Consider the following 12,236-nt stretch of genomic DNA (forward strand, 5'->3'; position numbering starts at 1 on the left):
ACCGAGCCTAGTTGGGCACATGCTGCCGTTTCGGGTTATCGCCAACGGGGCGCGAACGCAGCGTCCGGAGCGCTTCGCGGCCACCGTACAACACTGCGCTGGCCACGAACATGCCTGCTACCAAGAGCAGCCACCGCATCGCGTAGGGCTCCTGTGTCAGACCCGTGGCGGCCTCGTACGTCTCGCTACCCTGCGAAAAGATTCCAGGGGCGAAGAGCAGCAGGCTCAGACCTGCGCCGAGCGCCGGAATGCGAACCGCGTTCACGAATCGGCCGAGTCGAGCAACCAGCGTCCGGTCGAGTAGGGCATACAGCGGAAACAGAATCGCGTCGTGCACAACGGCAGCGCCGACGAACCACAAGCCGATGGACTGCCACCAGACGTCGGTATTCCACAGTGCCGGAAAGCCGATCGTGAGTACGACAACCGCGCCCAGTGCGAGGCAGCAGGCCGTCACCGCCAAGTGCAGCGGGCCGGCACCGTAACGCGCCCGAAAGGTACTCATGCATTCTCCCCGAAGAATTCGACGGATTCGATCCACTTGGTGGCATGTACCCCGGGAATCGCCGGCATCATGATCCGAGCGGGATAACCATGATCGAGAGACAGGTTCTCCCCGTTCACTCGAAGGGCGAGCAGCGAGTCGGGATGCATCATCTGGTGTCCCCCGAACGTGACTCGGTTGAACGACCCGGAAGGTTCGAGGGAACGCACCTCACCGGTGTCCACGGAATCGATTCCCGCGATTGCGGCGAGGTCTCGCAGCCGAACACCGGTCCACGTCTGAACTGTCGACCAGCCTTCGACGCAGGCGATCGGTAGATCGACGGTGTGCAGGTCCATCTGTTCGAGTTGGGCTCTGGTGAGCACGACCTCGGTGGCACCGGCACGTACGGTGAGTCGCCACGAATCGCCGGTCCGCGCCTCGTCGATGCTTGCGGCCTGGGCCGTGCGGTTGATCTGAAAATCATTGGGCCCGTTGCCGTAGGACCGTCCGCGGGGGAGGAGGATCGCCGCATCGCGAAGAAAGCCGCCCGTCGTCTGTCCGGCGCTGAGGACCGCCACGAACAGTGCGCTGCCGCCGACGAGAGCGAGTGCTCCGCGTCGGCTGATCGTCGCTGGAGCTGGATCGGTTGTGGCCAAACCTGATTCGTCGTCGTCGGGTACCGTGTCGGCCACCCGAATGCGCATCAGTTCCAGGAACGGGCGGGTTCGCAGCGCCGTGACCATGGTCGGAAACTTCAGCACCACGTGGGCCAGGAATCCGGCGATGAACACCCAGGCACCCCAGTAGTGCGCGGTGTAGAAACTGAACCCGAAGAGGTAGTCGTACTGAATGTTCAGCACGCCGGTGATGATCTCGAAGAGAATACCGCCGACCAAAGCCAGCAACGATATCCGTTCGAGTAGGTGGGCAATGCTTCGAATCGGTGGCATCTCGATCAACTTCGGGATCACCGACCACAGCTTGGCCAAGACGATCGGCACCATGATCAGTCCGAGGCCCACGTGTAGGCCCTGGGTGAGTCGGTAGAACCAGACGGGTTCGGTCGGCCAATCGAACGACGGTAGCCGTAGCCATCCGACGTCACCCGGCATGGATTGGCCGAATTGTGGACCGTACGCAACCCAGGAGATGAGTCCGGTCACTGTCACGATCGGCAGCACGACGAGCAGTACGGAGGCGAGGACCGACGTGAACCAGACGCCGCGGATCGGGCTGCGGAACGTAGGAAGTCGTTGCATTCTGGTTCCCGTCTCCCATTTTGTACCCAATAGTACAAACTGTGAGATCGACCCTAGCGCACTCGGGGCTCGGTCGCCAGAGTTCGTCCGGTTCTCACGTCTCGGTGCGGCGTCGACGAACCGCGGCGACCGCAGCGTCCAGGACGTCGCGGAGCGGTCGAACATCCCCCGCGATACGGGCGATGAGCATTCCGCCTTGAAGCGACGCGATCAGAGTGGCGGCAACAGCGGCCGGATCGGTTGCCACGTCCAGTTCCCCGCGGTCGACCATGCGGCGCAGCCCCTGCTCCAGCGGTTGCTCCCAGCGGCGGAACGCAGCATGAAGACTGGGGACGAACGCCGCGTCGTTCTTCAGTTCTGCGGCAAGCGAGCCGAGGGGGCAGGAGAACGGCCCCCCGGGCTGCTCGTGGTTTCGGACGACCTCGGCGGCCCATGCGTCGATGTCGTCGAGGCTGTCGATGTTGGCCAGGCGTGGCTGAGCGGCGAGGACGCGTTCGAGTTGACGGGCGATCACTGCCTCGACCAGATCCGACTTGTCGGAAAAGTAGTGATACAGCTGCGACTTCCCAGTCTCGGATGCGGCAAGTACGTCGTCGAGAGTGGTTCCCGCGACGCCGTGCTCGTACATCATCGATGCGGCCGCGTCGACGATGGCCGCTCTGGTTCGTCGGCCCTTTGCCGTTCTCGGTAGCTCCTTGCTCACAGGCCCTCGGTTCCTCGCTCGATGTTGTGAACAGCGAGTTCCATGAATACCCGACCGTTCGACTCGATGGTTCGCCGGACCTGCAGTCCCGCCGTTACCGCGAGCGCGTACAGCGCGCTCACGCCGACGCTGGCCCAGCTGAACCATTCGCCGATCGAGTCACCCGTCTCCCAACGGACCATTGTGCTCAGATCGTCGATCCCGAAGGCGGATTCGACGATGGCCGTACCCGTCTCGTGCAGCAGCGATCGAACCGTCGTCAGCAGTGCAGCCGGGTCACCGCCGATGCCGATGTTGCCGTCCGCGAGCAGCACGTGCGACCACTGACCCGCCCCGGGCAGCGCAGCGAAAATGTCCTGTTTCATCGCACGCCCGCCCCGGTGGTTCGTCATTTCCACAGCAACCGACGAGGTGTCGACGCCCAGAGTGGGAACTCCGGCGCGAGTGAGGGCCTCGGTCAAACGTCCCGGGCCGCAGCCGAGGTCGAGTGTCGGGCCCGAGCAGAAGGCGATCGACGCCTCGTCTGCGCGAATGTCTTGCGCTGTCGAATGCGCACCGCCCAGCCAGCGTTCGATCGGCAGAGGGGTACGGCGGCCGTGGGAATCGGTGAGCCACGAGGGAAGGCCGGCACGGCCGCGGCGATAGACGTCGTCTGCGATCACCCGACTGAATGTACCAGCGGGTACAGTAGGTGGCACCGTGAGAGGTTCGTCAAATTTCCTGTGGCTGCCGTCAAGATTGCGTCAACACCTCTGTTCGACGCCTCCGCGCGGCGCAAGACTGCTTCTCATGACACTTCTCGACATGCTTCCGTCTCTCGGTGCCGCCTATGTTGCGCGGTGCGATCCATCGCTGTGGCCCGCCGATACGCACTGTGTGTGTGGCCGAATCACCGTCGACGGCGTTGCGCTGGAGGATCTGGCCGATGCGCAGGGCACTCCGGTGCAGTGGGGCCGCATTCTGGTGACTCGGGTGCGCTCGGTCATCGCAGGCGAGGTGGGCGTCGATGCCGAGTTCGGTGATCTGCTGCAGGCCGTTGTGGTCAATCGGCATTCGGTGGGTCCGGTGGTCAAGGTCGACGTGCACAGCCCAGGGCGCAGTTGTGTCAGTCCGGTCGAGTTGCCCGCAGACCTACGCGCAGGTGACGTGGTAGCGCTCGCGACCTCGCAGGTGCACGAAAACTCGTAGCAGGGGTCGGCGGGAGTGGAGCCTGCGGAACGACCTATTGGGGGCGGGAGTGGAGCCTGCGGAACGACCTATTGGGGGCGGGAGTGGAGCCTGCGGAACGACCTATTGGGGGCGCCCGCTCACATGCGGTGGAGCCGCTCATCCCAGCGTGCGGTAGCGGCCCAGCCTGTTCCGAGTCCGAGTGGCGGGATCGACGGTCCACAACCCGCGCAGTTCTCGGGCGATGGCATCGGCGATGCGGCCGGAGAACGCGGCCGGTTCGTCGGCCGCGTCGGGGAGTTCGGGGACGATGGCGTCGACGATGCCGTCGCGCAATAGATCGACCGACCGGATGCCCTGCGCCTCGGCCATCTCTGCAGCGTGGACGGTGTCGCGGTGCACGATGGCACTCGCACCCTCGGGCGGAAGCGGTGCGAGCCAGGCGTTCTGGGCGCACAGGACTCGATCGGCAGGCAGTAGCGCGAGTGCTCCGCCGCCGGTGCCCTGCCCGAGCAAGACCGACACCGTGGGAGTGTCGACGGTGACCAGATCCGAGATGGAGCGCGCGATCTCGGGTGCCAGTCCGCCTTCCTCGGCTTCCTTGGACAGTGCTGCGCCGAACGTGTCGATCACGAGTACCAGCGGGATCCGCAGTTCCTCGGCCAGCCGCATTCCGCGTCGTGCCTCGCGTAATGCCGCTGGGCCCATCGTCGCGCTGGCCGAGCTGCTGCTCCGGTCGTTTCCGAACAACACACAGGATGCGCCGCGGATGCGGCACAGCGACAACAGGATCGAGGTATCGGCCTCGCCCTGCCCGGTACCACTGAGCGGAACCTGCTCGGTAGCAGCATGTTCGATCAGTTGCCGAATCCCGGGGCGATCGGCGCGACGCGACGACTGCACCGAATGCCAGGCCGACCGTTCGGTCATGGGCGCGGGACTGTCATCAGCGATATCGGTCCACGCCGGGGCGTCGAGGATCACCCGCAGGGCTCGAGTGAGTAGATTTCTCACCTGATCGACCGGCACCACCCCGTCGATGACCCCGTGTTGGTAGAGGTTCTCGGCGGTCTGGACTCCGTCGGGAAAAGGCTTGTCGTACAACGCTTGATACACGCGGGGGCCGAGGAAACCGATCAGGGCTCCGGGTTCGGCGACGGTGACGTGGGCCAGCGATCCCCAGGATGCGAAGACACCGCCGGTCGTGGGATTACGGAGGTACACCAGATACGGCAGATGAGCCATCTTGTGTGCGGTGACGGCGGCGGCGATCTTGACCATCTGCACGAATGCGAGTGTGCCCTCCTGCATTCGCGTTCCGCCGGACGTGGGGGAGGCGATCAGCGGCAATCCTTCAGCGGTGGCGCGTTCGACAGCGGAGGTGATGCGCTCGGCCGCCGCAACGCCGATTGACCCGGCGAGAAAGGCGAACTCGCAGGCGATGATCACCACGCGTCGGCCCTCGATCGTGCCCTCGCCCGTCAACACCGACTCGTCGACGCCGCTCTTCTCGCGAGCCTTGGCCAGGTCTCTCAGATAGGACTCCCCAGGATGGACGTCCACGGGCGTGGAGTCCCACGACACGAACGATCCGCCGTCGAGAACGGAGTCGAGAATCTCGGCGGCGGATGTCCGTGGGCTCATATCGGGGAGCCTACGCAGCAAACCCTAGCGAGCAAACGCTTCCTTCCACGAGACGGTCTTGCCGATTCGCAGAATGGATCGCTGGTAGATCTTCGCTGCACCCATCGCCAGGATGGCGGTGGTGATGATCATCAGGACCGCCGATCCGACAATCTGCACCGGCGAGGTCACGCCGGCGGCGATGCGCAACGGCATCATGATCGCGGAGAACGGGGGGATCCAGCTCAATGTGTTCGCGAGTGTGCTCTCCGGATCGCTGACGGAGTAGAAGGCGGCGAAGAACATTGCCATGATCAGGATCAGGAGCGGCATGGTCGTCGAGTTCACGTCCTCCTGCCGCGAGACCATCGACCCGCCCGCCGCATAGAGCACCGCGAAGAAGGCGAAGCCCAGGATGAACCAGGCCAACGTAGCAGCGAAGACACTCACCGCAGCGCCGGTGACGGTGAGTACGCCAGTGCCCAATCCTGCTCCCACACCGGCAATTCCGTAGAGGGCGAGCTGCAGGATGCCGACGGCACCGATGCCGAGGATCTTGCCCCACAGCAGCTGCAGAGGGCGAACGGTGGAGAGCAGCAGTTCGACCACCCGTGAGGACTTCTCTTCGACGACGCCCATCGCGACGTACATACCGAAGCCGATGATCTGGGCGTACAGCAGGAACACTGCCGACAGCGCCAGAGCGGTCCGCTGACCGGCTTCGGGGTCCGGCGGATCGATGGCGTCGACGGTGACCGTCGCGGCACCCGTCGACGCTGCGAGTTCGTTCTGGTCGACACCCTGTTGCGCCAGTGCAGCATTCGTGGCCTGCGTCGCAACACTGCCCTCGACGACTGCTCTCAACGTCCCGGTCAGATCGGACTCGGTGACGGCTGTGTATGCGCCTGCGGTTCCGTCCGGCACCAGCGCCACGTCGAGATCTCCGGATTCGACGCCGCTCCGTGCGGCCCCCGCGTCGGCGATCTCACGAACTTCGACCGGAGAACCGACGGCGTCGCCGGTTGCTTCCACTACGGCCGCGATGGACTGATCACCAGCGATGCCGACGACGTCGCGCTCCTCGTCGCCGCTGCCGGAGAAGATCGAGTACGCAATGATGCCGCCGACGATGACGGCCAGAATGATGACGTTGCTGATGACGAAGCTTTTCTTCATCACCTGAACGGTGAACTCGCGCTTGGCAATCAGTGAGACTGCGCTGAAGGAATTCAGTTGGGAGCTCATGCCACTACCGCCTCTCGGAACAGGTCGCTCAGGGAAGGTTTCTGGATGGAGAATTCATGGACCGGTCCGGTCGCGAGCGCGGCCCGCAGAACTGCTTGATCGTCGGCTCCCGGTGCCAACCCCAGAACGGTGATGCCGTCGCTGTGGTCGAGAATGCTCACTCCGTCGATGCCCGACGCCCATCCGGGGGCAGCGTTCGGTGCGTGGACGTGCAGGTGCGAATCTCCCGATCCGCGTAGTTCGTCGACGGTGCCGACGGCTTTCATCGAGCCGGCGGCGATGATGCCGACACGGTCGCACAGACGTTGCACCAGGTCGAGTTGGTGGCTCGAGAACACCACCGGCACTCCGGCAGCCGCTTTTTCGCGGAGGACCTCGCTCATGACGTCGACGGCGATCGGGTCGAGGCCGGAGAACGGCTCGTCCAACACGAGAACCGCGGGGTCGTGCACCAGCGCTGCCGCCAGCTGTACACGCTGCTGATTGCCCAGGCTCAGCGCGTCGACGGTGTCGTTCACTCGCTCGTCGATGCCCAGACGTTCGGTCCAGCGAATCACCGCAGCTTTGGCATCCTTCGACGACAAGCCATGGAGCTCGGCCATGTACGCCAGTTGCGGGCCGACCTTCATCTTCGGGTACAGGCCGCGTTCCTCCGGCATGTATCCGATGGTGCGGCGGACGTCGAGGTCGACGGGCTTGCCGCCCAACAGAACCTGGCCGGAATCTGCAGACAGTACGCCCAATGCGATGCGCATCGTGGTGGTCTTGCCCGCGCCATTGCTGCCGACGAAGCCGAACAGCTCGCCCGGCCGGACGTCGAAACTCAGGTTGTCCAGGGCGATCTTGTCGCCGTATCTCTTGGAGACGGAGTCGATCGTGAGGGTGCTCATGGTGCCCTTTCGGTCGTTACTGCTGGTCGAAATCTTCGGTGTCTTCTGGTTCGGGGTCGGGGGTGATCCAGGCGAGAATGATTGCGGGGGAGCACCCACCGGCCAGCAGGGCAACAAGCGTCCACAAACCCGCGGCGTAAGAAAGGTTTTCGTTGTCGTACCCTCCCGACAGCACGATCACTGGAAGAATTGCCATCATCACCAGAGCCTGGGTGACGGTGAGGCCGATCGAGCGTGCTTCGTTGCGCTGCTGCACTTCCCATTCGTCGAGTGCGCCCACGGGTGCATCGCTGTGCCGACGGGACACTGTCTGCAGCATCGTCCACGCGACGAGAAACATCACCGTGGCCGGGATCCATGCGATCGGTGCCCACCGGGAGAACAGCGACCACACGGCAATCACCAACAGGGTGAGCAAGGACGCCAACAGTAAGACGGCGAGTATGCGTCGACGTTTCTGGGTGCGCCAGTTCGGAAGCCAGTGACGGGTTTTCGCGTCGTTCTCCAAGAAGCGCCGCGTGCGACGCTCCTGGTAGCGGGTGAGGATGTCGGAGCCGGGCGTAGTCATCGATCCTTTTCCCTTCGGAAGAGTTCGGCCGAGAGTGGTCCGAGTTCGGTGCGCGAGAACACGGCTTCGATCGGCAGATCGAAGACGTCGCAGATGCGCATCGCGAGATCGAGGCTCGGGTAGTGGTCGCCTCGCTCGAGGGCTCCCACCGTCTGGGGATTCACTTCGACGAGTTCGGCCAGTTGTGCGCGGCTCATCTTTCGTTCTGCCCGCAGAACACCCACCCTGTTGAATATCGGGAGCGCGGTACCGCGCTTGATGGGGCTCATGACAATGAAGTGTTGTATAAACCCAACGATCTGTCAACGTTTAATAACGGACTACTCGAGTCGGCTACGTTTCCTGTTGGTCCCGGGCTTCGGCAACGATGGCGCGCATGGTCGTCAGAAACTCGTCGATCGTCGCCCGCTGCTCGGGTGCAAAGCGCGCCAGCTCGTCGACTGCTCGGCCGATGACGGGGCCGAAGAATGTGGTACCGAGTTCCGACGCATGCGCGGTCACGCGCAGCAGTACTCGCCGACGATCGGCTGGGTCCGCTTCGCGTGATACCAAGTCTCGCTTGCTCATTCGATCGATCAGGGCCGTGACCGACGCGGATTCCAGGCCCAGCTGGGCTCCTAGCCAACCGGGGGTAGCGCGCGTTCCGGCTCGGTCCGCGTCGAGGAGGCAGATCAGCGCCCGGATATCCGTCGGGTGGAGCGCATGTCTCTGCGCGAACTCCGCGCCCAGAAGATCGAGGTCGACCGTCAGTGCGCGTAGCTGATGGACGGTAGAGGCGGGCTCGGTCATGTGCTGATCCCTCGGGAGATGCTGGACGGGAAGTCTCTCTATTGTCTACTATCTCGATCATCGAGAGAATAGAGGGTTGTCGTGACGTTGGAGAAGTTCTATGCCGCATACGACCGGGTGCTGCGGAAGTGGCCGGCACATACCCAGGCCATCGACGTGAAAACGGTCTACGGCTCCACACGAATCAACGCCTGCGGACCCGTCGACGGTCCGGCGCTGGTGCTACTGCCGGGCGCGGGCGCGACGTCGACCGTCTGGTTCGCCAACGTTGCAGCGCTCTCGCAGCACTTTCGGGTGTACGCGGTGGACCTGATGGGCGACGCCGGTCGGAGCGTGCCGGGTGACCGGTCCATCGACTCCGTGGACGAGCTGCTGAACTGGGTGACGGCGGTGCTGGATGAGCTGAAACTGCCCACCGCGGCGCTCTGCGGCCATTCATATGGCGCGATGATCGCGCTGGCGTACGCCTTGCGCAACGAGAGCCGCGTCGATGCGTTGACGCTACTCGATCCCAATTCCTGCTTCGGTTCCATGAGTCCGCGGTACCTGCTGCATGCCCTGCCGATCCTGCTGTCGCCCAACGAGAAACGGCAGCGCAGCTTCGTCCGATGGGAAACCGACGGCGCGCAGTTGGATTCGGATTGGCTCTACGTACTTGCTCTGGGAGCTGCACATGCCCCGACCACAAGAACCATCGTCCCGAAACGGCCGAAGCCTGCTGAGTTCGAGAACTTCGGTGTGCGCACCACAGTGGTCCTCGCAGGGAAAGGGAAGGTGCACAACGCGGTCCGCATCGAGGCGGCAGTCCGAACTGTGCTGCCTGCAGCGAGGACGGTAATCCTCGACAACGCAACGCATCACACGTTGCCGATGCTTCCCGCAGCCGAGGTGAACGAGATTCTGTTGAGCTGATGTGAATCGGGTGCTGCCCCTTACAGTTCCGACAGCTGCCCGTCGGTCATCGTCCAGTGACGAGTGCTGCGGACCGTGTCGAGCATTCGGCGGTCGTGGGTGACCAGCAACAGGGTGCCCTCGAAGTTCTCCATCGCACGTTCGAGTTGCTCGATGGCGGGCAGGTCGAGGTGGTTGGTCGGTTCGTCCAACACCAAAAGGTTCACGCCACGGGCCTGCAGCAAAGCGAGTGCCGCTCGGGTTCGCTCACCGGGCGAGAGTGAGGACGCCGGCCGGAGTGCGTCGTCGCCGCGTAGTCCGAACTTGGCCAGCAGTGTGCGGACTTCGGCGTCGGGCCACTCGGGAACCGCTGCGCTCAAGGCGTCGGACACTGTGCCGTCACCGACGAAATATACTCTGGCCTGGTCGATTTCGCCGACGGCGACTCCGGATCCCAGTGAGGCTGTGCCCTCGTCCGGACTGAGCCTGCCCAGCAGTACCGACAGCAACGTCGTCTTACCGGAGCCGTTCGGCCCGGTGATGAGGATTCGATCACCCCACTCGATCTGCGTCGTCACCGGTCCGAACGTGAACCCGGATCGCCGCACGAGAGCGCCACCCAACACCGAGACGACGGTGCCGCTACGGGGAGCCGCCGCGATCTCCATCCGCAGCTCCCATTCCTTGCGGGGTTCCTCGACCACCTCGAGTCGCTCGATGCGGCGCTGCGTCTGACGGGCTTTCGCGGCCTGCTTCTCTGTCGACTCGGCGCGCGTCTTGCGCGCTATCTTGTCGTTGTCGGTGGCCTTCCGGCGCGCATTGCGTACCCCCGACTCCATCCAGTTCTGCTGCATCTGCGCGCGAGATTCCAACGCGGACTTGGTGTCCGCGAACTCGTCGTACTTCTCCTGCGCATGCTGGCGCGCAATCTCGCGTTCGGCCAGATAGGACTGGTAGCTGCCGTCGTACACATCGATGCGACGCTGCGCCCGATCGAGCTCGACGACTCCCGTCACCGTCCGCGCCAGGAATTCACGATCGTGACTGACGACGACGATTGCCGCCCGCGTCGCGACGACGAACTGCTCCAGTTGCTCGAGGCCCGCCAGATCCAGGTCGTTGGTCGGCTCGTCGAGCAGAAGAATGTCGTAGCGAGCGAGCAGAATCGCGGCGAGCCCGGCACGGGCGGCTTGCCCACCGGACAGCGCCGTCATGAGCGCAGACCCGTCGACATCCAGACCGAGATCCGCCAGCACCTTCGCCGTGCGCTCCGCCAGATCCGCGCCGCCGAGAGCCAGCCACTTCTCCAGTGCTGGGGTGTAGAGGTCCTCGTCACTCGAACCCAACGCCTCGGCTGCTGCGTTCATGGAAGCTTCGGCCGAAGTGACCCCGGTCCGCCGGCCGAGGAAATCCAACACCGTCTCCCCGGTAATGCGTTCGGGCTCCTGTGCCAGGTACCCGACGGTCGCGTCGGGCGGGCTGGTGTAGATCTCACCCTCGTGATCGGCCGTCCCCACCCCCGCGAGCAGCGTCAACAGCGTCGATTTACCTGCGCCGTTCGCGCCGACGAGCCCGATCACATCGCCCTCGGTCACCGTGAGGTCGAGCCCGGAAAACAGAGTTCGATCGCCGTGAAAGGCGGCGAGATCATCGATACGAAGCGTTGCGGTCACACCGAAACTGTAGGCCGCAACTTCTGGTCGTTCCGCAGGCTCCACTCCCGCCCGGGAACAACACCACCTCACCCACCGTTGCCATTCGTATGACGTATTCAGCCGAGACCAGTACTGTCCCGACCATCGTGCTCAACGACGGCACGTCCATTCCCCAGCTCGGGTTCGGTGTATGGCAGGTTCCCGACGACGGTGCCCAGGCCGCAGTGGCCGAGGCGCTGAAGGTCGGGTACCGCAGCATCGACACCGCCAAGGTGTACGAGAACGAGGCCGGCACCGGCAAGGCGATCGCAGAGTCCGGCATCGCCCGCGACGAGCTGTTCATCACCACCAAGCTGTGGAACGACGATCAGGGCTACGACTCCACCTTGAAGGCGTTCGACGCGAGCATGGATCGCCTCGGACTCGAGTACCTCGACCTGTACCTCATTCACTGGCAGCAGCTCGATCGCGACAAGTACATCGACACCTTCAAGGCTTTCCAGAAGCTCAAGGCCGACGGCCGGATCGGTTCGATCGGCGTCTCCAATTTTACCATTCCCACCCTCGAGAAGCTGATCGACGCGGTCGGTGAGACGCCGTCGATCAACCAGATCGAGCTGCACCCGCGCTTCATCCAGGAAGAGCTCCGCGCTTTTCATACCTCGAAGGGCATCGCCACCGAGGCATGGAGCCCGCTCGGCTCCGGCACCGTCCTGGACGATCCGGCCTTCGCACCCATCGCCGAGGCGCACGGAGTCACCCCGGCCCAGGTGATCCTGCGCTGGCACATCCAGCTCGGCAACGTCGTGATCCCCAAGTCGGTGACCCCCGAGCGCATTGCCAGCAACTTCGACGTGTTCGGCTTCGAGCTGAGCAACGACGAAATTCAGCAGATCAATGCGCTGGACTCCGCCGATGGCCGCACCGGCCCGGACCCGGACAAGTTCAGCAGCTGACCT

At 64.1% G+C, this 12,236-nt stretch carries 14 protein-coding genes; 3 read left to right on the forward strand and 11 right to left on the reverse strand.

Annotation, left to right across the window (positions count from 1 at the left end; genetic code table 11):
* Positions 1-7 precede the first annotated feature (7 nt).
* The 4 genes from ACQR3T_RS00390 to ACQR3T_RS00405 form a co-directional block, all read right to left on the reverse strand.
* A complete protein-coding gene (locus ACQR3T_RS00390) occupies positions 8-505 on the reverse strand; it encodes a hypothetical protein (protein WP_428692183.1) in 498 nt (165 codons plus the stop codon).
* Positions 502-1,746, reverse strand: coding sequence for a molybdopterin-dependent oxidoreductase (locus ACQR3T_RS00395; protein ID WP_428692184.1), 1,245 nt, complete (start codon positions 1,744-1,746; stop codon positions 502-504). The genes ACQR3T_RS00390 and ACQR3T_RS00395 overlap by 4 nt, the downstream gene beginning before the upstream one ends.
* Positions 1,747-1,840: 94 nt before the next feature.
* Positions 1,841-2,449 carry a TetR/AcrR family transcriptional regulator gene (locus tag ACQR3T_RS00400; RefSeq protein ID WP_037175533.1) on the reverse strand — a complete coding sequence of 203 codons (609 nt, stop codon included), beginning with the start codon at positions 2,447-2,449 and terminating at the stop codon, positions 1,841-1,843.
* Positions 2,446-3,111, reverse strand: a complete 666-nt coding sequence (locus tag ACQR3T_RS00405) for a methyltransferase domain-containing protein (RefSeq protein WP_428692185.1) — start codon at positions 3,109-3,111, stop codon at positions 2,446-2,448. Before ACQR3T_RS00405 ends, ACQR3T_RS00400 begins: the two co-directional genes overlap by 4 nt.
* A gap of 127 nt (positions 3,112-3,238) precedes the next feature.
* Here ACQR3T_RS00405 and ACQR3T_RS00410 point away from each other — a divergent pair, with 127 nt between their 5' ends.
* Entirely contained in the window at positions 3,239-3,637 is a 399-nt protein-coding gene (locus tag ACQR3T_RS00410; RefSeq protein ID WP_428692186.1) for a hypothetical protein, read from the forward strand.
* Positions 3,638-3,775: 138 nt separating this feature from the next.
* Here ACQR3T_RS00410 and ACQR3T_RS00415 read toward each other — a convergent pair whose 3' ends face one another.
* The 6 genes from ACQR3T_RS00415 to ACQR3T_RS00440 form a co-directional block, all read right to left on the reverse strand.
* Complete coding sequence (locus ACQR3T_RS00415; protein ID WP_428692187.1) at positions 3,776-5,260, reverse strand: carboxyl transferase domain-containing protein; 1,485 nt, start codon at positions 5,258-5,260, stop codon at positions 3,776-3,778.
* Between the two features lie 24 nt (positions 5,261-5,284).
* Complete coding sequence (locus tag ACQR3T_RS00420) at positions 5,285-6,484, reverse strand: ABC transporter permease (protein WP_032377382.1); 1,200 nt, start codon at positions 6,482-6,484, stop codon at positions 5,285-5,287.
* Positions 6,481-7,374 (reverse strand): ABC transporter ATP-binding protein, encoded by an 894-nt coding sequence (locus ACQR3T_RS00425; protein ID WP_269605254.1) that lies wholly within the window; start codon positions 7,372-7,374, stop codon positions 6,481-6,483. Before ACQR3T_RS00425 ends, ACQR3T_RS00420 begins: the two co-directional genes overlap by 4 nt.
* A 16-nt stretch (positions 7,375-7,390) precedes the next feature.
* Positions 7,391-7,942: a hypothetical protein gene (locus ACQR3T_RS00430; protein ID WP_032377380.1), complete on the reverse strand. Its 552-nt coding sequence runs from the start codon at positions 7,940-7,942 to the stop codon at positions 7,391-7,393.
* A complete protein-coding gene (locus ACQR3T_RS00435) occupies positions 7,939-8,211 on the reverse strand; it encodes a helix-turn-helix transcriptional regulator (RefSeq protein WP_032377379.1) in 273 nt (90 codons plus the stop codon). Before ACQR3T_RS00435 ends, ACQR3T_RS00430 begins: the two co-directional genes overlap by 4 nt.
* 64 nt (positions 8,212-8,275) lie before the next feature.
* Complete coding sequence (locus ACQR3T_RS00440; RefSeq protein ID WP_428692188.1) at positions 8,276-8,731, reverse strand: MarR family winged helix-turn-helix transcriptional regulator; 456 nt, start codon at positions 8,729-8,731, stop codon at positions 8,276-8,278.
* A gap of 81 nt (positions 8,732-8,812) precedes the next feature.
* On the opposite strand from ACQR3T_RS00440, the gene ACQR3T_RS00445 reads away from it, so the two are divergent.
* Positions 8,813-9,643, forward strand: coding sequence for an alpha/beta fold hydrolase (locus ACQR3T_RS00445; RefSeq protein WP_428692189.1), 831 nt, complete (start codon positions 8,813-8,815; stop codon positions 9,641-9,643).
* Positions 9,644-9,663: 20 nt separating this feature from the next.
* On the opposite strand, the gene ACQR3T_RS00450 is transcribed toward ACQR3T_RS00445, so the two are convergent.
* Positions 9,664-11,295: an ABC-F family ATP-binding cassette domain-containing protein gene (locus ACQR3T_RS00450; RefSeq protein WP_428692190.1), complete on the reverse strand. Its 1,632-nt coding sequence runs from the start codon at positions 11,293-11,295 to the stop codon at positions 9,664-9,666.
* An 89-nt stretch (positions 11,296-11,384) separates the two neighbouring features.
* On the opposite strand from ACQR3T_RS00450, the gene ACQR3T_RS00455 reads away from it, so the two are divergent.
* Complete coding sequence (locus ACQR3T_RS00455) at positions 11,385-12,233, forward strand: aldo/keto reductase (RefSeq protein ID WP_428692191.1); 849 nt, start codon at positions 11,385-11,387, stop codon at positions 12,231-12,233.
* Positions 12,234-12,236: the final 3 nt, after the last annotated feature.

Origin of the sequence: Rhodococcus sp. IEGM1428, assembly GCF_050321865.1 — a bacterium.
Taxonomy (GTDB): domain Bacteria; phylum Actinomycetota; class Actinomycetes; order Mycobacteriales; family Mycobacteriaceae; genus Rhodococcoides.

Coding starts and splice junctions, on each gene's coding strand:
- ACQR3T_RS00410 (WP_428692186.1), top strand. CDS start 3,239: ATGACACTTCTCGACATGCTTCCGTCTCTCGGTGCCGCCTATGTTGCG.
- ACQR3T_RS00420 (WP_032377382.1), bottom strand. CDS start 6,484: ATGAGCTCCCAACTGAATTCCTTCAGCGCAGTCTCACTGATTGCCAAG.
- ACQR3T_RS00435 (WP_032377379.1), bottom strand. CDS start 8,211: ATGAGCCCCATCAAGCGCGGTACCGCGCTCCCGATATTCAACAGGGTG.
- ACQR3T_RS00390 (WP_428692183.1), bottom strand. CDS start 505: ATGAGTACCTTTCGGGCGCGTTACGGTGCCGGCCCGCTGCACTTGGCG.
- ACQR3T_RS00425 (WP_269605254.1), bottom strand. CDS start 7,374: ATGAGCACCCTCACGATCGACTCCGTCTCCAAGAGATACGGCGACAAG.
- ACQR3T_RS00415 (WP_428692187.1), bottom strand. CDS start 5,260: ATGAGCCCACGGACATCCGCCGCCGAGATTCTCGACTCCGTTCTCGAC.
- ACQR3T_RS00440 (WP_428692188.1), bottom strand. CDS start 8,731: ATGACCGAGCCCGCCTCTACCGTCCATCAGCTACGCGCACTGACGGTC.
- ACQR3T_RS00430 (WP_032377380.1), bottom strand. CDS start 7,942: ATGACTACGCCCGGCTCCGACATCCTCACCCGCTACCAGGAGCGTCGC.
- ACQR3T_RS00455 (WP_428692191.1), top strand. CDS start 11,385: ATGACGTATTCAGCCGAGACCAGTACTGTCCCGACCATCGTGCTCAAC.
- ACQR3T_RS00395 (WP_428692184.1), bottom strand. CDS start 1,746: ATGCAACGACTTCCTACGTTCCGCAGCCCGATCCGCGGCGTCTGGTTC.